22 protein-coding genes are annotated in these 18,737 nt (G+C 60.8%); 9 read left to right on the top strand and 13 right to left on the bottom strand.

The window, feature by feature from the left end; all coding sequences use genetic code 11:
- Window position 1: 1 nt before the first annotated feature.
- The 8 genes from ACA079_RS12560 to ACA079_RS12595 form a co-directional block, all read right to left on the bottom strand.
- The gene (locus ACA079_RS12560; RefSeq protein ID WP_082555898.1) at window positions 2-838 is read right to left on the bottom strand and encodes an IclR family transcriptional regulator; all 837 of its coding nucleotides are present in this window, start codon (window positions 836-838) and stop codon (window positions 2-4) included.
- Window positions 835-1,719, bottom strand: coding sequence for an alpha/beta fold hydrolase (locus tag ACA079_RS12565; RefSeq protein ID WP_497703732.1), 885 nt, complete (start codon window positions 1,717-1,719; stop codon window positions 835-837). The genes ACA079_RS12560 and ACA079_RS12565 overlap by 4 nt, the downstream gene beginning before the upstream one ends.
- A 4-nt stretch (window positions 1,720-1,723) precedes the next feature.
- Window positions 1,724-2,263 carry a cupin domain-containing protein gene (locus ACA079_RS12570; RefSeq protein WP_497703733.1) on the bottom strand — a complete coding sequence of 180 codons (540 nt, stop codon included), beginning with the start codon at window positions 2,261-2,263 and terminating at the stop codon, window positions 1,724-1,726.
- 14 nt (window positions 2,264-2,277) lie between these two features.
- Window positions 2,278-3,045, bottom strand: a complete 768-nt coding sequence (locus ACA079_RS12575; protein ID WP_497703734.1) for an SDR family oxidoreductase — start codon at window positions 3,043-3,045, stop codon at window positions 2,278-2,280.
- On the bottom strand, window positions 3,042-3,818 hold the full coding sequence (locus ACA079_RS12580; RefSeq protein ID WP_027923579.1) for an ABC transporter permease: 777 nt from the start codon (window positions 3,816-3,818) through the stop codon (window positions 3,042-3,044). Before ACA079_RS12580 ends, ACA079_RS12575 begins: the two co-directional genes overlap by 4 nt.
- A gap of 28 nt (window positions 3,819-3,846) precedes the next feature.
- Window positions 3,847-4,848: an ABC transporter substrate-binding protein gene (locus ACA079_RS12585; RefSeq protein ID WP_497703735.1), complete on the bottom strand. Its 1,002-nt coding sequence runs from the start codon at window positions 4,846-4,848 to the stop codon at window positions 3,847-3,849.
- A gap of 39 nt (window positions 4,849-4,887) precedes the next feature.
- The gene (locus tag ACA079_RS12590) at window positions 4,888-5,724 is read right to left on the bottom strand and encodes an ABC transporter ATP-binding protein (RefSeq protein WP_497704317.1); all 837 of its coding nucleotides are present in this window, start codon (window positions 5,722-5,724) and stop codon (window positions 4,888-4,890) included.
- A gap of 453 nt (window positions 5,725-6,177) precedes the next feature.
- Complete coding sequence (locus ACA079_RS12595; RefSeq protein ID WP_497703736.1) at window positions 6,178-6,339, bottom strand: hypothetical protein; 162 nt, start codon at window positions 6,337-6,339, stop codon at window positions 6,178-6,180.
- A 161-nt stretch (window positions 6,340-6,500) separates the two neighbouring features.
- On the opposite strand from ACA079_RS12595, the gene ACA079_RS12600 reads away from it, so the two are divergent.
- The 3 genes from ACA079_RS12600 to ACA079_RS12610 all read left to right on the top strand — a co-directional run bounded on the left by ACA079_RS12600 (window position 6,501) and on the right by ACA079_RS12610 (window position 9,163).
- Complete coding sequence (locus tag ACA079_RS12600; protein WP_497703737.1) at window positions 6,501-7,154, top strand: DUF2238 domain-containing protein; 654 nt, start codon at window positions 6,501-6,503, stop codon at window positions 7,152-7,154.
- 122 nt (window positions 7,155-7,276) lie between these two features.
- Window positions 7,277-8,497 (top strand): winged helix-turn-helix domain-containing protein, encoded by a 1,221-nt coding sequence (locus ACA079_RS12605; protein WP_497703738.1) that lies wholly within the window; start codon window positions 7,277-7,279, stop codon window positions 8,495-8,497.
- Between the two features lie 36 nt (window positions 8,498-8,533).
- A complete protein-coding gene (locus ACA079_RS12610; protein ID WP_497703739.1) occupies window positions 8,534-9,163 on the top strand; it encodes a Vgb family protein in 630 nt (209 codons plus the stop codon).
- A gap of 16 nt (window positions 9,164-9,179) precedes the next feature.
- Here the strand turns inward: ACA079_RS12610 and ACA079_RS12615 are convergent, their stop codons facing one another.
- On the bottom strand, window positions 9,180-10,040 hold the full coding sequence (locus ACA079_RS12615; RefSeq protein ID WP_497703740.1) for a CAP domain-containing protein: 861 nt from the start codon (window positions 10,038-10,040) through the stop codon (window positions 9,180-9,182).
- Between the two features lie 173 nt (window positions 10,041-10,213).
- Here ACA079_RS12615 and ACA079_RS12620 point away from each other — a divergent pair, with 173 nt between their 5' ends.
- Window positions 10,214-10,621 (top strand): hypothetical protein, encoded by a 408-nt coding sequence (locus ACA079_RS12620; RefSeq protein WP_497703741.1) that lies wholly within the window; start codon window positions 10,214-10,216, stop codon window positions 10,619-10,621.
- On the opposite strand, the gene ACA079_RS12625 is transcribed toward ACA079_RS12620, so the two are convergent.
- Window positions 10,569-11,459: a DMT family transporter gene (locus tag ACA079_RS12625; RefSeq protein WP_497703742.1), complete on the bottom strand. Its 891-nt coding sequence runs from the start codon at window positions 11,457-11,459 to the stop codon at window positions 10,569-10,571. The genes ACA079_RS12620 and ACA079_RS12625 overlap by 53 nt on opposite strands.
- A gap of 82 nt (window positions 11,460-11,541) precedes the next feature.
- Between ACA079_RS12625 and ACA079_RS12630 the strand changes: the two genes are divergently transcribed.
- The 3 genes from ACA079_RS12630 (at window position 11,542) to ACA079_RS12640 (ending at window position 14,893) form a co-directional block, all read left to right on the top strand.
- On the top strand, window positions 11,542-12,873 hold the full coding sequence (locus tag ACA079_RS12630) for an aminotransferase-like domain-containing protein (protein WP_497703743.1): 1,332 nt from the start codon (window positions 11,542-11,544) through the stop codon (window positions 12,871-12,873).
- Window positions 12,874-13,031: 158 nt separating this feature from the next.
- Window positions 13,032-13,448: an organic hydroperoxide resistance protein gene (locus ACA079_RS12635; protein ID WP_497703744.1), complete on the top strand. Its 417-nt coding sequence runs from the start codon at window positions 13,032-13,034 to the stop codon at window positions 13,446-13,448.
- 173 nt (window positions 13,449-13,621) lie between these two features.
- A complete protein-coding gene (locus tag ACA079_RS12640; RefSeq protein ID WP_497703745.1) occupies window positions 13,622-14,893 on the top strand; it encodes an epoxide hydrolase family protein in 1,272 nt (423 codons plus the stop codon).
- A gap of 2 nt (window positions 14,894-14,895) precedes the next feature.
- Here the strand turns inward: ACA079_RS12640 and ACA079_RS12645 are convergent, their stop codons facing one another.
- The 3 genes from ACA079_RS12645 to ACA079_RS12655 form a co-directional block, all read right to left on the bottom strand.
- Window positions 14,896-15,495, bottom strand: a complete 600-nt coding sequence (locus ACA079_RS12645) for an LOG family protein (protein WP_497703746.1) — start codon at window positions 15,493-15,495, stop codon at window positions 14,896-14,898.
- Window positions 15,496-15,599: 104 nt separating this feature from the next.
- Window positions 15,600-17,018 carry a MocR-like pyridoxine biosynthesis transcription factor PdxR gene (pdxR, locus tag ACA079_RS12650; RefSeq protein ID WP_497703747.1) on the bottom strand — a complete coding sequence of 473 codons (1,419 nt, stop codon included), beginning with the start codon at window positions 17,016-17,018 and terminating at the stop codon, window positions 15,600-15,602.
- A 27-nt stretch (window positions 17,019-17,045) separates the two neighbouring features.
- Complete coding sequence (locus tag ACA079_RS12655) at window positions 17,046-17,675, bottom strand: FMN-dependent NADH-azoreductase (RefSeq protein WP_497703748.1); 630 nt, start codon at window positions 17,673-17,675, stop codon at window positions 17,046-17,048.
- A 189-nt stretch (window positions 17,676-17,864) separates the two neighbouring features.
- Between ACA079_RS12655 and ACA079_RS12660 the strand changes: the two genes are divergently transcribed.
- Together ACA079_RS12660 and ACA079_RS12665 are read left to right on the top strand one after the other, a co-directional pair.
- Window positions 17,865-18,320, top strand: coding sequence for a carboxymuconolactone decarboxylase family protein (locus ACA079_RS12660; protein WP_497703749.1), 456 nt, complete (start codon window positions 17,865-17,867; stop codon window positions 18,318-18,320).
- An 81-nt stretch (window positions 18,321-18,401) separates the two neighbouring features.
- Window positions 18,402-18,722, top strand: a complete 321-nt coding sequence (locus ACA079_RS12665) for a DMT family transporter (RefSeq protein WP_134097527.1) — start codon at window positions 18,402-18,404, stop codon at window positions 18,720-18,722.
- The last annotated feature ends 15 nt before the right edge of the window (window positions 18,723-18,737 follow it).

The raw sequence follows: 18,737 nt of genomic DNA on the forward strand, positions 1-18,737 counted from the left end.
TTCAATCCCTCATCAACGCAGTGACGCGGTGCTGACCGTCATGGGCAGCAGCGCTGTTGTAGTTGAGTAGTCGCGACAGTTCGTCAGCGCTACGGCGCACTTGCAGGAGCAACTCGTTGAAGTTGACGTGAGCGATCTGTGCGGTCGGGATCGTGACGCCCAGCGCCGCGACGATCCTGCTCGTCTCATCGCGCACCGGAGCAGCGACGGTCGAGATCGTTGACTCGAAGAAGCCTTCGCTGCTGACGAAACCGCGCTGGCGGTCGGCCTGAACCAGGTCGAACAGTTCCATTACGGTTTTCGGCGTGCACGGCGAGAACTGCTCCAGGTGTTCTTCCGGGTACAGCTCACGCAACTCGGCCAGCGACAGGTCTTCGAGCAGAATTCGCCCGAGGACAGTGGCGTGGGCGGGCAGGCGAGTGCCGACGTTGACCGCACTGGAGAACACTGATGGCGGCGAGACCTTGGCCACGTAAACGATCGAACGGCCATCGCGCACCACCAGGTTGCTCGGGTAGTTGAGGCGGTCGCACAAACGAGCCAGCAGCGGCTGACCCAGTTCGGTCAGCTCCAGCGAAGCCAGGTATTCAAAGCCCAGGCGCAGCACTGACATGCCCAAGCGGTATTCATTGCCGCTGCGGGTGACGAAGCCCATGGTTTCCAGGGTCGTCAGCAGACGGAATATGGTCGAGCGTGGCAGCGCCAGACGCCGGGCCAGTTCCGGCGCGGTCAGCGTGCGATTGCGCCGGCTGAATTCGCAGAGCAGCAGCAGGCCGCGCTCCAGGCCCGGCACGATGTATTTGTCCTGAGCGTCCTTCAGCAGATCTGAATCGTTCATAGAGATGCACCTGTCAGGGATTCTTTAATGGCAAAGGCCAGACGGCCCGCCACGACATAAGGTTGTTCAATAGGGCTGGCATGCCCGGCATCGGCAATCAGGTTGAACGTGGCGCCCAACGCTTTGGCCAGGGTCAGGCAGCTTTCGGGCGCCGTGATGCCGTCGGCTTCGCCGCAATGCACTTCGCAAGGCATCGACAGCGGTGGGTGCCGCAGCAGGTCATCGCTGCACAGCTGTTCAATGGCCTGGCGATAGCCATCGGGATTGAGCCGCGCCATGTTCCACCGCACCCAGGCCAGTGCTTTCGGGCTGGCGGCGGGTGAAAGCATGTAGGGACTGCGTTGCTCGGCCATTTGCTGAATGCTCAGTTGTTCCAAGGCACGCAGGCGTTTGTTGCGCACTTCCTGACGTTGCAAGGCACGTGATGGATGGCCATAGCCTTGGGCCGGGCTGATCAAGACCAGCCGGCTGATCCGTTGCTGCTGCACGCCGCTGGCGAACGCCGTGGCGGTAATCGCCCCGAGGGAGTGACCCACCAGCACACAGCGCTGGATGCCCAGTGCGTCGAGCAGTTGCAGCAGTCGTTCGGCGTAGTCCGAAGCGTCGGGGGCCAGCGATCTCAGCGGCGTGGAATCACCGTAGCCGGGAGCGTCCCAGGCAATCACCCGGGCGCTCTGGCCAAGTTCCTGCGCCACCTCTAACCACGACGCCGAGCCCGAGCCGATCCCGTGCAACAACACAATGGCCGGCCCGGACCCGCATTCGCGAAAGGCCTGGCGACCGCCTGCGATCTCCAGCGTGCGCACCGGAAAGTTCAGGGCCAGTTGTGCCTGGAGGTCAGCCGTGAACGGCGGGACGAGATTATCGATGGCGTACGACATGGGTTTATCCGCGCTTGATCGAGGCCAGAGGGTGTTCTGGCGGGTAGGTCGGGGTCAGCGGTTTTTTCGCGCCAAGCATCACGCACATCAGCGCGTCTTCATCGCCGATGTTGATCTCTTCGCGGTACACGCCGGGCGGCACGGAAATCACGTCGCGGTCGGTGAGGATGGTTTCGAAACGCTCACCGTCCTTCTCGATCACCACTTTGAGTTTGCCGCGCAGCACAAAGAACACTTCTTCAACGTCGGTGTGCAGGTGTGGCGGGCCTTCGTGACCGGCCGGAATCACCATGGTGGAGAACGTGAAGTTCTCTGACGGGATGGTGTTCATATCGGTGCTCACGCCCGTGCCGCCGGTGCCGATGTAGCGCATTTGCGCGCGACGGAATTTCGGGTCGTAGTCGGCCTGGAACTTCAGCGCGTTCCAGTCGTACTTGCGCGTGTCGTAGCGGGCGATGCGGGTTTTCATCCAGCTTTCGAGATCGCTGCCGGCTGGCTGTTCCCAGCTTTTCGGGGTTTCTTGCTGTGCTGATAAATCGGTCATGGCTGTCTCCTGATTCAGGGCATGACGAACCCGCCGTTGACCGGCAAGGTTTGTCCAGTGATGAAGCGGGCGAGGTCGGACAGCGCGAACAGCACGGCGCCGCTGACGTCTTCGGGAAGTTGCGGGCGTTGAATGGCCCGGTGGTCGTTGTACAAACGGTGACGTGCTTCGGGCACGTAGGCGGTGGCTTCGACCAGCACCAGGCCCGGCGCGATGGCGTTGACCGTGATGTTGTCGGTGCCCAGTTCGCGGGCCAGGCTGCGGGTCATCGCAATGATTGCGCCCTTGCTGGCGACATAGGCCAGCAGGTTGGGCGCACCCCACAGCGGCGTGTCCGACGCCAGGTTGACGATGGCGCCATGACCGCTGGCGCGCAGGGCCGGCAGACACGCCTTGGTCATCAGCCAGGTGCCGCGCACGTTGACTTGCATGACCTGATCCCAGGTATCGAGGCTCAGCTCTTCGCACGTCTTGCCGCCGGAATTGGTGATTGACGCGTTGTTCACCAGGCCGTCGAGGCCGCCGAGCAAGCGGGTGGCTTCAGCCACGCAGGCATCGATCGAATCGGGTTGCGCCAGATCAACCGTCACGCCATGCACGGTCAGGCCTTCGGCGACGAGTTCAGTGGCCGATTGCTGGACGCGTTCGGCAAGAATATCGGCGATCACCACGTGGGCACCGGCGCGGCCGATGGCCTGGGCGAAGGCATAACCCAATCCGCGGGCGCCCCCGGTGACCAGGATCCGGCGGCCTTCGAGCAAACGATTGAGGGCCGTCATCATTGAGTACTCAGCATGGCTTTGGGCATGTAATGCAGAACGCGTTTCTCGGCCCAGACCACCGCGCCGTAAGAGAGCACACCGATCAGCGTGAGCATCACAATGGCGACGAATACGCCCGCGGTATTACCCTGACCTTCGGCATCGACCAGCAGGAAACCCAGGCCCTGGTTGCCGCCGACCAGCTCACCGACGGTGACGCCGATCACAGCGAGGGTCGAGGCAATGCGCAGGCCCGAGAACAGCGCGGCCATGGCCGAAGGGAACTCCACCAGGCGGAAGATCTGCCAGCGGCTGGCGTTCATCGTCCGGACCAGGTTGATCATGTCCGGGTCAACGGTGCGGATGGCCGACAGCACGTTGATCATCACCGGGAAGAACACAATCAGGATCGCGATCAGGATCTTCGGGTAGATGGTGTAGCCCAGCCACATCACGAACAGCGGGGCGAAGGCGACTTTCGGGGCGATTTGCAGGGCCAGAATGTAAGGCGACAGCATGGCTTCAGCGGCCGGCGAGAGCCCGAGCGAAACACCGATCGCCACGCCGAGCAGGGCACCCAGGCCGAAGCCGACGATGATCTCGAATGCGGTGATCAAGGTGTGTTGCAGCAGGCCGCCTGTTTGCCACATCACCACACTTTCCTGGGCCACGCGGCTCAGGTGCGGCATGACGAATTCAGGCATGCCAAGCAGTCCCGGGCCCCATTGCCAGAGCACCAGGAACAGGATCAGCAGTGCAACGCTGCCGAGCATGGAGTTATTGAGGTTTTTCATCGTGTCGTTACCTTGTTGTCACTCGCCGTTATTGCGCAGCTGTTTGGGTGTCGATGAACTGGTTGGTGTACAGGTCGTCGAGCTTCGGTTCCTGGGTGACGATGCCTTCGCTGACATAGAACGTGCGGACCGCTTCCAGCCGCTCCGGATCGATGCGACCCAGTACGGTTTGATTGGCGTAGACGTGTTCGACGTAAAGCTTGAAGACCTTCTCCAGCGAATCTTCCTTGCCGGCGTAGGCGGGCACGGCTTTGGCAAAGGTGACCGCAGCGGCGCGCGGGTCCTGGATGATGTCGCGCATGCCTTGCAGGGTGGCCTGGACCACGCCGCGAACAATCTCCGGGTGCGTCTTGATGGCGTCGTCCGAAGCGAGGATTGCTTGGGCCATGCTCTCGAAAATTTGCGATTGCGGGATCAGTTTGATCTTCACACCGGCTTCTTCGGCGTTGACCACCCAGTCCGGTACGCCCGCCATTGCCTGGGCTTTGTCAGCCGAGAACAACTGCCAGACGCCCGACGGGCCGGCAGCCTGGATGTTCACGTCGGTTTTGCTCAGGCCTGCTTTGCGCAGGGAGGCGAGCAAGGCGTAGTAGGTGGTGTCCGAGTAGGACATCACCGTCATGGTCTTGCCTTTAAGGTCAGTGATCGAGTTGATGTTCTCGGCAGCATTGGTGGCAATCATGGTCACACCGCCGGCGCCCAACACAGCGACGGAGCGCACCGGAATACCGTTGGCCCGCACCACAATCGGGGTATCACCCAGGGCACCGCCGAGCATGGCGTTACCGGCACCGATCTGCTTCGCCACGTCCACACCGCCCTTGGCCGCGATGAAGGTCATGTTCAGGTTCTGGGCGGCGTAGTAACCCTTTTGCTGGGCGATGATCCACGGGGCGAACGCCGGCGAATTCGGCGGCGCCGGCAACAAGTAGGTCACGTCGGTTGGCTGCGCCTGCGCGGCGAAGGCCATGCCCAGGCCGAGCGCAATGCCGGTGGCCTGGCTGAAGCGTTGAAACAGAGACTTGAACATGCGTACTCCTGAATCGGTTGATGGCCGCAAGGGCGTTGATCAATGCAGTTCGGTGTCTTCGCCGACTTTCAGCAATTCCATCAGGCGACCGGCCAGCGGGCCGATTTCCGGCAGCTTGCGGCGCTCCAGCGGGTTGTCGCGAAACGGCAGGTCGACGCTGATTTCTTCGATGATGGTGCCCGGGCGGGCACTCATGACCAGCAGCCGGTCGGACATGGCGATGGCTTCGATCAGGTCATGGGTAATGAACAGGGCGGTTTTCTTTTCATCGAACAGCATCCGCGCCATGTCCTGCTGCAGGATCATCTTGGTCTGCGCATCCAGGGCGGAAAACGGCTCGTCGAGGAACAGCACTTGCGGGTCGATGGCCAGGGTCCGAGCCAGGGCCGCACGCTGACGCATGCCACCCGACAGCTGGAACGGGTAGTGGTCGGCAAAGCCTTGCAGGTGGCAGCGATCGAGCAGATCTTTGGCCACGGCCTGACGCTTGGCGGCCGGTACACCTTGAATTTCCAGGCCCAGTTCGACATTGCGACGAATGCTGCGCCATGGCATCAGCAGGTCTTTTTGCAACATGAAAGCGACTTGGCGAACCGGACCTGTCACCGCTTCACCGCCGACGAACACTTCGCCTTCGGAAGGTCGATAGAGGCCAGAGCCCATGTTCAGGATGGTGCTTTTGCCGCAACCGGAAGGGCCGATGATCGACACCACTTCACCGCGGCGAATTTTGAAATTGACTTCGCGAATGGCAAACGGCGCTTCGGATTTTCCTTTGGCCGGGAAACATTTGCCGACATTGCGAAATTCAATTTCGATGGGCTCCAGATCTTCCTTGGGAGCGGGTTTATTCCATTGAGGGGCGATGGCGTACATCTCGTTCACAGCCATTGGGAAGGGTCTCTGGTCTGTTTTATAGGTGATACGGTGTTTAGTGCATGAACAATGCCACCCCAATGCCAGGTTGAGTTTTTGTTAGAAAATCCTTGTTTATTAATGAGTTGCGAAGTTTTTGAGGTTTTTGGCGTGTTTCATATACGAAACGTGGTTTCTTGTATGGCACGAAATTTCACATCGAATGTGCATACCATGGGAAATGGCGAGGAAGAAGGGGTTGTTGAGGTAACGCGGAGCGGGGATTTGTTTTACATATGAAACGAGGGCGCGCGGGCAAGCCCGCTCCTGTAGGAGCAGAGCTTGCTCGCGAAGGCGGTGGCTCAGTCAATAGGGATGTTGAATGTGATGGCCTCTTCGCGAGCAAGCTCTGCTCCTACAGGGGCGTGGCTTGGGCAGCACAAACGGTGAAAATTTCAGATCGGATCTGCTGTGCTATTTACCGCTAAACACCGCCGGCCTGCGATCGGTGAAGGCCGCCAGCCCTTCAGTGAAATCGGCGCTTTCGCAGGCCTGTCGCCGCAGTTCCGCAATCTGCTCCATCGCCTGCACGGGCATCGGTTGCAGGTCTTCCAGAATCCGCAATTGTTCCTTCACATTTTGAACTGTTCAAAGACCTCGGACGGCAGCCGGGGTGGGCGGCTGGACGATGACGTTGTGAGGGCTGCCTTTTGTCGGTGTGCCTGAACCGGTTTAGCGATCGGTTGATCCATGTAGAAGGACTCAGGCGCCATTCTCCGATGTGAGGAACTCAAACCATGCAGCCCAAGGCACACCTGCGATACGACCTGACGCTGCTGATGCTGTTTGTGTTGATCGTCGTGGTGTCGGGTTATTCACCCCGCAGCCGAGTCGATTGGGCGCTGGAAAATCTGCTGGTGCTGTTCCTTGTGGGCGCGCTGGTGGCTGTCTCCGGCCGGTTTCGCCTGTCGGCTGTTTCCATCAGCCTGGTATTCGTTTTCCTGTGCATTCACGAACTGGGTTCTCACTACACCTATGCCAAGGTGCCGTACGACCAATGGTGTTCAGCCTTGACCGGGGTCAGCTTCGATAAAGCGCTGGGGTTGCATCGCAATCATTTTGATCGGCTGGTTCATCTGAGCTACGGGTTGCTGATGGCTTACCCCATTCGAGAAGTGCTGGTGCGCCTGACGCCGTTGCGGGGTTTCTGGTTGGTGTTTATGGCGTTGAACATCATTCTGTCGACGTCGGCCATTTACGAACTGGTGGAATGGATCGGTGGCGCCTACCTGGGTGACGACACCTCGCGTGCCTTCATCGGCGCGCAGAACGATCCCTGGGATTCACAGAAAGACATGGCGTTGGCGGTGGCTGGCGCCTTCGTCAGCGAGTGTTTGGTTTTGCTGTGCCAGCAAAAGCGCGCCGTTCCTCAGGCCGAGCAACCGTTTTAAATCACCCCGATAAAAAAACCGATACCCGCTGGCCGCTGGCGGAGCCTTCGTGATGGGTCATCGTGAGATAGACTCAACAGCGAACATCCGACGGTGGGAGTGACAACGGTGGCGGGATTGCGATGGACTCGCTGATCACGGCCGCAGCGCAGGCGCTGGCGGCGGGTGATCCGCTCGGCGCGCTGAACCGGGTCGCGTTGCGCGAGGATGCGCCGGCGCTGGCGTTGCGCGGGATTGCGATGGCGCAACTCGGCGACCTGGTGCGAGCCAAGACGCTGGTGCAAAGGGCGGCGCGGGCCTTCGGGCCGAAGGAGGCCTTGGCTCGGGCGCGCTGTGTGGTCGCCGAGGCCGAGATCGCGCTGGCCTCCCGGGAGTTGGGCTGGCCGGTGAAGGCACTCGAGTCGGCGCGGGTGATGCTTGAGGCACACGGCGATCGAGTGAACGCTGCTCATGCGCGGTATCTGCAGATTCGGCGTTTGCTGCTGATCGGGCATCTCGAAGAGGCCGACGTGTTGCTCGCCGAACTGGACCCCGCGCCCTTGCCACCGGCATTGCGCACCGCCCACGAATTGGTCGTGGCGGGGATCGCGATGCGACGACTCGAGACGAACAAGGCGCGGTCTGCACTCACAAGGGCTGAGCACGCCGCGCGCGAAGCCGATATTCCTGCGCTGACGGCCGAGGTGGAAAACGCTGCCCTTATCCTGGACACGCCCGTCGCGCGTTTGATTGCCTATGGTGAAGAACGGCCTCTGTTGCTGGAGGAGGTTGAAGCGTTACTCGCGTCCACGTCGATGGTCGTGGACGCCTGTCGCTACGTGGTGCGTGGCGCCGGCATGTCGGTTCCCCTCGCTACGCGCCCGGTCTTGTTTGCCCTCGCACGGGCACTGGCCGAAGCGTGGCCGGCCGACGTGTCGAGGGAAACGCTGATTGCCCGAGCCTTTCGTTTGAAGCATGCCGATGAATCACTTCGCGCGCGGTTGAGAGTCGAAATCGGGCGACTGCGCGCGGCGCTGAAACCCTTGGCCGGCGTGACTGCAACCCAACGCGGTTTTGCGCTGGTGGCGCTGGTTGCCTCCGACGTTGTGGTGCTGGCGCAACACGTCGAAGAGAAGCACGGGTCGGTGTTTGCTTTCCTCGTCGATGGTGAGTCGTGGTCGAGCTCGGCCCTGGCACTGGCCCTCGGTTCCAGCCAGCGCACGGTGCAGCGGGCGCTCGATGAACTGGCCCGCGCGGGCAAGGTGCAGTCGTTCGGTCGTGGCCGGGCACGTCGCTGGATGACCCCGCCGGTGCCGGGTTTCGCGACGACCTTGTTACTCCCGGTTCCGTTGCCGGGTGACTAGGATGAACGCCACACATCCGTAACGAGGAAAGCCAACATGAAACAGTCAGCAGCCAAAATCCTTCGTGAATATGGACCCTTTGCCGGTGTCGACAAGGTGCATGGCGTCACCTGGGACGGCCAGCACGTGTGGTTTGCCAGCGGTGACAAACTCAACGCCCTGGACCCAGCGAGTGGCAAGACACTGCGTTCAATCGATGTCGCCGCCCATGCCGGCACCGCCTTCGACGGCCAGCACCTGTTCCAGATCGCCGAGGACCGCATCCAGAAAATTGACCCGCAGACCGGCCGTGTACTCGCGACTATTCCGGCACCTGGCGGCAGTGACTCAGGGCTGACCTGGGCGGAAGGAACGCTGTGGGTCGGCGAGTATCGGGATCGCAAGATTCATCAGATCGATCCCGAGACCGGCGCGATTCTGCGCACCCTTGAATCCAACCGCTTTGTCACCGGGGTGACCTGGGTCGAGGGTCAGCTGTGGCATGGCACCTGGGAAGAAGACGAGGGTGAGTTACGCCATATCGATTCGACCACCGGCGAGGTGCTGGAGAGCGTGAAGCTGCCGGCCGGCGTCGGCGTGTCGGGGCTTGAATCAGACGGCGGCGATCAGTTTTTCTGCGGCGGCGGTGGCAGTGGGAAGGTGAGGGCGGTGCGGCGCCCCAAATAAGGCGCCGCACAATCACTCACGGCGCGCCAAACAACATCGTCCAATAAACGCCTTCATCGCTACGTGCGTCCGCCGCATAGGCTGCGCCCATCTGGGTAAACATCGGGTTCATCAGGTTGGCGCAATGCCCCGGGCTGGCCAGCCAGCCCGACATTGCCTTGCTCGGTGAGCCCTGGCCGGCGGCGATGTTCTCGCCGATCTGCCGGCCACGGAAACCAGCGGCTCTGGCCCGGTCCGCGGGCATCTCACCGTCGGGGTCCTGGTGGGCGAAGTAGTTGCCGTAGGCCATCGCCTTGCTGTGCCCTTGTGCCGCTGCGCCCAGGGCTGCATTCCAGGCCAATGGCCGTGCGGCGGCGTAGCGCTGACGACCGCAGAGGCGCGGCTTTGAGCGTGCCGCATTGACCTGTGCCAGCAACGCTTTGCTGACGGCTCGCGAATCACCCACACGACTGTCCAGCACGGGCTGCGCCAGCACCACTTGCCACTCACTCCGGGCACGACTGACGCCAATGTCGGCATATTGGGTATCGAGCAACGCCCCACAGTGATCGCTCTGGAGCATGTCGAAGGCCTCATCGGCATCCTGCGCACCGACCACGCGAATCGTGCGCACGGTCACTGCCTGATAGCCGGACGCTTTCAATCGATCGCGCAAACCGCCGCCATAGCCGATCGGCAAGGCCAGGTTCGACTTCAATGCCAGCGGCGATAACGCTCGACCCGCGCGCCCCAAGCAGCGATCGGGGTGAGCGCGGTAGTCGTTGATGGCTTCCACCAACTGCCTTTCGGCACCGGCGTGGGCGGGGTTGGCGAACAGGGAAAACAAAGGAATGAAACAGAGCGAGGCAACGCGAACGGACAGGACGGTTTGGCGCATGGATGAATAGCTCTGAGCGGGCAAGTGGAATTCACGGCTCGGCTATGACTGGCGCTTCAACACATGGTTCACGGGCGAAAGAGACATATTTGCGGTGGGTGCAGGGCGTCCTCCAAAGAGGGCGTGGAGGTGTCGTATGATGGCTTCTTTTTACCCGTCACAAGGACCCACCCATGCCGTTAAGCAAACGCGATCAGGCGCACATCGAGCGTCGCCTGATTGCCACCCTGACCGAGGCGTGTGAGACGGCCAAAGTGGAAATCCTTGGGTTCTGCTGGCTGACCCATGAGATCGATTACGACCTGTTTCCCTCCAGTCTGCGGGTCATCTGGGTCTTCGATACGCAGGCCAATAAGGATCAGGCGCTGGCCAGCGGGCAAGGCGAACGCATGCTCGAGTTGACCGCCATTGCGTTAAGCGAAGCGGACGTTCTCGTCAGTCCGGTATCGGCCTATGTGCAGTTCGATTCTGAAGAAGAATGCCAGCGCGCCAATGGCGGAAACTGGCAGCAACGCTTGTCGCGCCCGCTTACTTCGAAAACTTCCTCGCTCCGGCCACGCAAAGGATCACCGCGACGGTAACCCCCAGCATGCCGATGCTGACCTGCTCGTGAAGCAGCGTGGCCGCCAGCGCCAAACCAAAAAATGGCTGCAGCAGTTGAAGCTGGCCGACGGCGGCAATCCCTCCTTGGGCCAGCCCGCGATACCAGAATACGAAGCCGATCAGCATGCTGAAGATCGATACGTACGCCAGGCTCAACCACGCGGATGTAGAGATTCCCGAGAACAAAGCCGGGGCCATGAATAAGGTCAGCGGGACCATGACGGGCAGCGACAGGACCAATGCCCAAGAGATCACCTGCCAGCCTCCCAGTGTTCTTGAAAGCTTTGCACCTTCTGCATAACCCAGCCCGCAAGCGAGGATGGCCAGCAGCATGAGAATGTCGCCGGTCGGCGAAGCGGTCAGGCCTTGGGAGACCGCAAACCCTACGACCAAAGCGCTGCCCAGCACCGAGAAGAACCAGAACACCGGCCGGGGACGTTCCCCGCCGCGCAACACACCGAACACCGCAGTGGCGAGTGGCAACAAGCCAACGAAGACGATGGAATGCGCCGACGTCACGTACTGAAGCGCCAGCGCCGTCAGCAGCGGAAACCCTACTACAACGCCCATTGCCACGATCGTCAAGGGCATAAGCTGACGCTTGGCGGGACGTTTTTCTTTAAACAGCATCAGCATGCAAAGGGCCAGGAGGCCGGCAATCGCCGCTCGGGCAACGGTCAGGAACACCGGGTCAAACTCCAGCACGGCCAACCGCGTGGCCGGCAGCGAGCCGCTGAAAATCAGCACGCCGATGAACCCGTTGAGCCATCCGCTCGCGGTCTTTTCCGTCGTTGGGTTTTGCAGGGTCCGTTCCATCTGAGGGCACTCTGAATTTGCAGAGTTCCATCGTATGATCGACGATCACTACAATCAAAAAATTGTCATGGATACATCTGACATGCCTCGCTCACGGTACAAGTCATTAGTGGATACTTTGGCGGCTGACATTCGCTCAGGGCGATTGTTGCCGGGCACGCGCTTGCCGACGCATCGCCAACTGGCGGCAACAGAAGGGCTGGCATTGGTGACCGCCTCTCGGGTCTATGCAGAGCTCGAAGCCATGGGCCTGGTCAGCGGCGAGACGGGGCGAGGCACGTTCGTGCGGGAGACGTCGTTGCCGCCGGGCTTGGGCATCGACCAGAAAAACGTTGCCGTTGGAATGACCGACCTCAACTTCAACTATCCCTCGCTGCCAGGGCAGGCAGAACTCTTGCGAAATGCGCTGCGTCAGCTCGCGTCGGGCGGTGATCTGGAGTCCCTGTTGCGCTACCAGCCACACGCCGGACGCCTGCATGAACGCGCCTCGGTGGCGCGCCATTTGCTCGCCCGAGGGCTGACGGTGGATGCCGAGCAAGTGTTAATGGTCAGTGGCGCCCAGCATGGGCTGGCCGTGACGATGATGGCGCTGCTGCAACCCGGTGATGTGATTGCAGCGGATGCGCTGACCTATTCAGGATTCATCGTGCTGGCCGAAGCCTTGCACCTTGAAATCGTGCCCATTCCCGTGACCGAACAGGGACCTGATCTGGAGGCGCTGGACCGTCTGTGCCGGAGTCGCCGCGTGCGGGCGGTGTACTCGATGCCGACGCTGCACAATCCACTGGGGTGGGTCATGAGTGCCGATCAGCGCGAGTCGCTGGTGACGATCGCGCGCAGGCATGACTTGCTCATCATCGAGGACGCCGCGTATGCGTTCCTTGCCGAGGACCCGCCGGCACCGATAGCGCAACTCGCCCCCGAGCGGACCGTTTACGTTTCAGGGCTCTCCAAGAGCGTGGCCACCGGATTGCGCGTAGGTTTCATCGCCGCCCCGGTCGAAAAAGTGCCCGCGCTGGAGCGAACGATCAGGGCGACCACCTGGAATACCCCCGGCGTGCTGACGGCGATCGCGAGTACGTGGCTCGACGATGGCACGGTCATGCAACTGGAAGCTGAAAAACGCCAGGATGCGCAAGCCAGGCAAACCATGGCCGCAGAAGTGCTGGCGGGCCTTCCGTGCATTCGCCACCCGTCGTCCTATTTTCTTTGGCTGCCTCTGTCCGAAGATGCGAGGGCAGACCAGATCGCCGCGGCGCTGCTGCGTGAAAAAGTCGCGGTTTCAACCGCCGAGCCTTTTGCGACTTCTGCTCATGTACCGCATGCGATTCGCCTGGCGCTGGGGTCGGCAGAGATGGGCGCACTGCGTGAGGCGCTTGAAAAAGTTAAGTGGGTGATTGGTGCTTATTCATAGCCCGAAGCCGCCCACCGCCATCTATATTGAAAGGTCCAGTCCGCTGCGGGTTACGCAAGCGCCCTGACGAGTGGCGAATCCATCAAGCAAGAAGGACTGGTCGATACGCTCACGAAGGGCAATCTTTTTCATCCAGCATTTTCAATCAGGAGATCATCATGACCCAGATCGAAAAAGTACTGTACACCGCCAAAGTCCACACCTCGGGTGGGCGGGACGGCGCATCACGCAGTGATGATGGACGACTCGAAGTCAAGCTTTCGTCCCCCGGCACCAAGGGGGACGGCACCAATCCGGAACAGTTGTTCGCCACGGGTTGGTCAGCCTGCTTCATCGGTGCGATGCAGGTCGCTGCCGGCAAAATGAAGGTCACGCTCCCGCCTGACCTGGCCATTGACGCCGAAGTGGACCTGGGCACCAACGCAGGCGGTTACCTGCTGCAGGCTCGCCTCAACATCAGCCTGCCGGGAATGGACCGCGAAACCGCCCGGGCGCTGGTGGATGAAGGGCACAAGCTGTGTCCGTACTCCAAAGCTACGCGGGGCAACATCAACGTCGAAATCAACCTGGTCTGAGCCGGACCTGTTACGCAATTTGGGCAAGGCATCGCAAGGGTGAAGCTTGGCGTTTCGCCCTTGCGATATGGCTCACGTGCCCAATGTCTTCTCTGACTGGCTGGTAAAGCGTCTTCGGTGACCGATAAGCGCAAACTCATCACTCATCGTGACCCTCAACTGAGGTAATGAAGATGAAGCCTATATTCGCGGTTGTTATCGCTACCCTCGCGCTTTGCGTCTCGGCCCTCGCCAGCGCCGCTCCCGCCGCCGATTCCCCAACCATTCAACCCTTCCACGTCAATGTGGCGGACAAGGAACTCGTCGATCTGCGCAACCGTCTCGCGGCGACCCGCTGGCCGGACAAAGAGACGGTTTCCGATCGATCACAGGGCGCACAGCTGGAACAGCTGCAGGCGCTGGTTCGCTACTGGGGCACGGACTACGACTGGCGCAAGGCCGAGGCGCAGCTCAATGCTTTGCCGCAGTACGTGACCACCCTCGACGGGGTCGAGATCCACTTTATCTGGGTGCGTTCCCCCCACCCGAACGCTTTGCCGATGATCATGACCCACGGTTGGCCAGGCTCGGTGTTCGAGTTCATCAAGGTCGTCGGTCCGCTCACTGATCCGCCCGCGCACGGGGGCAATGCGGCAGATGCGTTTGATGTGGTGATTCCGTCCATTCCTGGCTACGGCTTCTCTAGCAAGCCGAGTGGTATCGGTTGGGATCCGGACCACATCGCGCGGGTCTGGGCGCAGCTGATGCAGCGCCTCGAATACACGCACTACGTCGCCCAGGGTGGCGACTGGGGCGCCCCCATTACCAGTGCGATGGCGCGCCAGGCGCCGGCTGGATTGCGCGGTATTCACCTAAACCTGCCAGCCACGATACCGGCGGAAGCGAGCGCGGCGCTTGCTGTCGGTGGACCGGCGCCAGCGGGATTTTCCGAAGAGGAGCGTGCGACCTACGACGCCGTCGCCACGCTCGTCAAACAGGGGAATCTGGCGTACAGCGCGATGATGGCTGCACGGCCGCAGATGATCGGTTACGGCGCGACGGATTCACCGGCCTTCCTCGCCGCGCTCCTGCTCGTGCATCCAGGCTTTGCCCGGTGGACATACGGCGCCGACCCCCAACAGTCGCCGACAAAGGATGAAGTGCTGGACGACATCACCCTCTACTGGCTAACGAATAGCGCTGCTTCGGCAGCTAGGCTCTACTGGGAGAACATGGGGCGAAGCCCTCTCTCTTCGGCCGCACAGAAGACCACCGAGATTTCGCTGCCGGTGGCCGTCACGGTGTTTCCTGAGGATGTCTACTGCCCACCGGAGTCGTGGGCCCGGCGCGCCTATAGCAACCTGATCTACTTCCACCAGGCCGACAAGGGCGGCCACTTCGCGGCCTGGGAACAGCCGCAACTGTTTACCGAGGAACTTCGCACGGCGTTTCGATCGCTGCGCTAAGTTCAAACAACCTTGGGGCCGATCCATTTCGTGACGGTGGGGGCTTGCCACCGCTCCAGCGCATCAATCAGTGCAGATGGATCGGTGTGGAAGATCAGCATTTCGCTGTGTTCGGTTTTCATGAACCCTTCGTTCACGGCATGGTTGAGCAGGCTGCGAACCGGATTGAAAAAATCGCCAATGTTCAGGCAGGCGACGCCTTTGTGGTGTTCGCCCAGTTGCGTCAGGGTCGCGACTTCAAACAGCTCTTCAAATGTCCCCAGGCCGCCAGGCAGCGCAACGAACGCATCGGCGCATTCACTCATGCGCGTCTTTCGGCTGCGCATGTCTGGCGTCACTTCATGCCGGGTCAGTCCGCCATGAAGATGCCCGAGGTCGAACAGCAGGCGGGTAATGATGCCGATGACTTCACCGCCTTCGGCGAGCACCGCATCGGCCATGACACCCATCAGGCCCTTGTCGGTGCCGCCATAGACCAGGCGTATTCCGCGTTTTGCGATTTCCCGACCCAAGGCTTGGGCGCCGTCGACATACTCGGGGTTGAAGCCGAAATTGGAGCCAGAGAACACAGCCAGGCTACGAAGTGGAGGAGGTGTGGGCATCGGATTACTCCCGGTGGAAGGTCAGCCCCCATGATGCGCACGCCTCGACCTGTGAAGAAGATCCAAGAATGGGCTGATGGACTGGGCCATGGTCCTCGATGCGTTTACATCAACTCCAGAATGCGTTTGCCAAGCTGTTCGGCTGCATCCTGCGAGTCGATGTTGGCGAACCCGAGCAGCAGCGCAGAATCGGTTTGTCCACGGATATTCCAATCGCTCAGGGCTTCTGCATAAATGCCCGCGTGTTGCAGACGCTCGACCAGCGACTTATCGGATTGCTGGTCCGTCAGACGAAGGATCAGGTGCATGCCGCCGGGCTGAGCATCAATGCGAATGCGATTGCCCATGGCTTTCTTCAGCCCCCTCGCGGTCGCCTCCCGGCGTTCGCCGTAGAGTTTTCGCATGCGCTGGATGTGGCGAGCAAAATGACCCTCGGTCAAGAACGTCGCGACGATGGCTTGGGTGAGTTCCGGGCAACCGCCCAGGAAGGTCTGGCTGACGTGTTCGAATCGTTCGACCTGCGCTGGCGGCACCACCAGGTATGCGAGCCGGATGCCGGGATACAGCACTTTGCTGAAGGTCCCGGAGTAGAGCACCCGACCCTCGCGATCCAGGCTCTTCAGCGCGGGCAGCGGCCGGCTGATGTAGCGGTACTCACCGTCGTAATCGTCTTCGACAATCCAGGCCTGTTGTTGGCTCGCCCACTCAAGCAGCGCCAGACGTCGCGGCAGCGACAGCGATACGCACAGCGGGCTCTGATGGGCCGGGGTGACTACCGCCGCACGCGCGCCGGGGGAGCTATTCACACCTTGCCCGACCAGCATGCCGTCCTGGTCGACCGGCACGGGGGCAACGTCCATCTGCAGATGTTCCAGCAACTGGCGGGTGGGCAGGTAACCAGGGTCTTCAACCAGCACGCGATCTCCCGGTTTCAACAGCGCATAAGCGATCAACGCCAAGGTATTTCGATAGCCCGAGGTGATGAACACTTGAGCGGGCGAGCAGGTAATTCCCCGTGCGACTTGCAGGTAGGTGGCAATCGCGGTGCGCAACGACTCCAGCCCATAGACAGACGGATTGGCCATGTCCGGGATCCGGGTGGCACGCACGCAGCGTGCGCCGATTTGCGACCAGATTTTCCTGGGAAAGGCGTCCAGCGCGGGCAGGGCCATTTGAAAGGGCAGGACCGGCGCCTTTTGCCTGATGGAAGGGCTTCCCGCTGAACCGAAGGGCCGCTCGGTGGCGGCAGAGGACGCCCGGACCTTGATCCCCGGCGCCACGACCGTGCCGGCCTGGCCACGCGACTGGATGTACCCCTCGGCGGTCAGGAGTGAATACGCGGTATCGATGGTGCCTCTCGCTAGGCCAAGTTCTTTCGCCAGTGCCCGGGCCGCAGGAATCCGCTCTCCCGGTGTGAGCACGCCGTCAGTGATCGCGCTGCGGAACCGCCAGTAGATTTGCCGGTAAATCGGTTCCGTGGAGGCTGGATCGAGGGGTGAAAAATTGTTGATTTGATTGGCCATTAGCCTCGCCTGTGCATTCTTTCGCGCTCAGTCTGCGCCAAAAGCGCTGCCAGCATTTGTTAGAAAATAGTCGTGCAGTGCCTGGTCTGTCTTGGTCCGGGCCTGCGCTACCGCCTCCGGGCCAAAGGCTGTTCCTTCAACGGTGAAAAACGTCAGGTCATGCAGCCCGATCATGCCCAGCACGGCTTTCAGATACGGCGTCAGAAAGTCTGGCTGGCGAGGATGCTCCCCGGAAAATCTTCCACCCGATGATACGGCGACAAAGACGGGACGGTCGCGCAGCAGGCTGGTTTTGCCTTCCGGGCCGACATTGAAGGTGCGGCGAACGCGAGCGATGTGATCAATCCAAACCTTCAGTGCAGCCGGTACGGTGAAGTTATGCATGGGCGTTCCAATCACCACGACATCGGCACTTACCAGCTCTTCAATCAGCGCTTCCGAGCGAGCAATAGAGCCTTCTTGGGAGACGTCTGCGGACGACTGTTGGGAAGTCGCGTAAGGCTCATCCACCTGCGATATCGCGTCACCGGCCACCACTCGGTTTACGACAGTCGCCGTTGGATCGTTTTTGAGTAGATACCCAATAACGTTTTTAGAAAGTCTGGAGCTCTCGGAAGTGTGCCCGCGAGGACTGCAAGTCACGTGGAGGATTTTCATGATTCACCCGTTTTTGAAATGGCGTAGGGGAATCATTCTAGGAAGCCTATGACCCAGGCCAAAGGTCCATGAATGGAGTTTGTCACTGGGCCATCATGGCCCAGAACACAAGACTAATCATGGACCTTATCAAATAGGCCAAGCCGCAGCACGATGGAGTCCTTCAACCCACCACTACAAGGATTCATCATGAGCAATCGTCTCGACTACGCCAAGGCTTCACCCGAAGGTTACAAGGCTTTCGGCGGGGTCTACGTCTACCTGCAAAACAGCGGTCTCTCACACGAGCTGATCGATCTTGTCTACCTTCGGGTGTCGCAAATCAATGGCTGTGCTTATTGCATCGATATGCATTCCCGCGACCTGGTGAAACTCGGCGTTACCGTCGAAAAGCTCGTATTAGTACCCGTGTGGCGCGATGCCGGTGACGTGTTCAGTTCCCGTGAGCGCATCGCCCTCAATTGGGCGGAAACGGTCACTCGCGTCGCTGAAACCGGGGTTCCCGATGCGGACTATCAGGCCGCTGCTGCCGAGTTCAGCGATAAAGAACTGGCGGATCTCACTTATGCGATCGGATTGATGAACGCCTTCAATCGACTCGGCGTTACGTTCCGCTCGATCCCCGCGGCTGCCGGCAAAGTTTGAAGTACTCCATCAGTTACTAGAACGCTCACCCCGTCTCGCCGAGCCGTAACGCTTGGCGAGTCAACCAACGGAACTATGACTATGGCCTGGGCACTGCTTGGCATCGCTGGCATCCTCGAAATCGCCTTCGCCTTCTACATGAAAGGCTCTGACGGTTTCACGCGATTAACCCCTGGACTCTTGGCGGCCGCCACTGGGCTGTCGAGTGTCTTTCTGCTTTCACTCTCGCTGCGAACACTGCCTGTGGGGACGGCCTACGCGGTCTGGACCGGTATCGGCGCGGCGGGCACCGCGATCCTGGGCATGGTGCTGCTGGGCGACGCCACGACGGCGCTGCGGATAGTGTGCATCGTGCTTATTTTGGCGGGTGTTATTGGACTGCGGCTGGTTTCGGGAAACTGAGGACCGGCGTTTCAC

It is taken from the genome of Pseudomonas sp. LBUM1645 (assembly GCF_059716185.1).

Coding starts and splice junctions, on each gene's coding strand:
- ACA079_RS12560 (WP_082555898.1), bottom strand. CDS start 838: ATGAACGATTCAGATCTGCTGAAGGACGCTCAGGACAAATACATCGTG.
- ACA079_RS12565 (WP_497703732.1), bottom strand. CDS start 1,719: ATGTCGTACGCCATCGATAATCTCGTCCCGCCGTTCACGGCTGACCTC.
- ACA079_RS12570 (WP_497703733.1), bottom strand. CDS start 2,263: ATGACCGATTTATCAGCACAGCAAGAAACCCCGAAAAGCTGGGAACAG.
- ACA079_RS12575 (WP_497703734.1), bottom strand. CDS start 3,045: ATGATGACGGCCCTCAATCGTTTGCTCGAAGGCCGCCGGATCCTGGTC.
- ACA079_RS12580 (WP_027923579.1), bottom strand. CDS start 3,818: ATGAAAAACCTCAATAACTCCATGCTCGGCAGCGTTGCACTGCTGATC.
- ACA079_RS12585 (WP_497703735.1), bottom strand. CDS start 4,848: ATGTTCAAGTCTCTGTTTCAACGCTTCAGCCAGGCCACCGGCATTGCG.
- ACA079_RS12590 (WP_497704317.1), bottom strand. CDS start 5,724: ATGTACGCCATCGCCCCTCAATGGAATAAACCCGCTCCCAAGGAAGAT.
- ACA079_RS12600 (WP_497703737.1), top strand. CDS start 6,501: ATGCAGCCCAAGGCACACCTGCGATACGACCTGACGCTGCTGATGCTG.
- ACA079_RS12605 (WP_497703738.1), top strand. CDS start 7,277: ATGGACTCGCTGATCACGGCCGCAGCGCAGGCGCTGGCGGCGGGTGAT.
- ACA079_RS12610 (WP_497703739.1), top strand. CDS start 8,534: ATGAAACAGTCAGCAGCCAAAATCCTTCGTGAATATGGACCCTTTGCC.
- ACA079_RS12615 (WP_497703740.1), bottom strand. CDS start 10,040: ATGCGCCAAACCGTCCTGTCCGTTCGCGTTGCCTCGCTCTGTTTCATT.
- ACA079_RS12620 (WP_497703741.1), top strand. CDS start 10,214: ATGCCGTTAAGCAAACGCGATCAGGCGCACATCGAGCGTCGCCTGATT.
- ACA079_RS12625 (WP_497703742.1), bottom strand. CDS start 11,459: ATGGAACGGACCCTGCAAAACCCAACGACGGAAAAGACCGCGAGCGGA.
- ACA079_RS12630 (WP_497703743.1), top strand. CDS start 11,542: ATGCCTCGCTCACGGTACAAGTCATTAGTGGATACTTTGGCGGCTGAC.
- ACA079_RS12635 (WP_497703744.1), top strand. CDS start 13,032: ATGACCCAGATCGAAAAAGTACTGTACACCGCCAAAGTCCACACCTCG.
- ACA079_RS12640 (WP_497703745.1), top strand. CDS start 13,622: ATGAAGCCTATATTCGCGGTTGTTATCGCTACCCTCGCGCTTTGCGTC.
- ACA079_RS12645 (WP_497703746.1), bottom strand. CDS start 15,495: ATGCCCACACCTCCTCCACTTCGTAGCCTGGCTGTGTTCTCTGGCTCC.
- pdxR (WP_497703747.1), bottom strand. CDS start 17,018: ATGGCCAATCAAATCAACAATTTTTCACCCCTCGATCCAGCCTCCACG.
- ACA079_RS12655 (WP_497703748.1), bottom strand. CDS start 17,675: ATGAAAATCCTCCACGTGACTTGCAGTCCTCGCGGGCACACTTCCGAG.
- ACA079_RS12660 (WP_497703749.1), top strand. CDS start 17,865: ATGAGCAATCGTCTCGACTACGCCAAGGCTTCACCCGAAGGTTACAAG.
- ACA079_RS12665 (WP_134097527.1), top strand. CDS start 18,402: ATGGCCTGGGCACTGCTTGGCATCGCTGGCATCCTCGAAATCGCCTTC.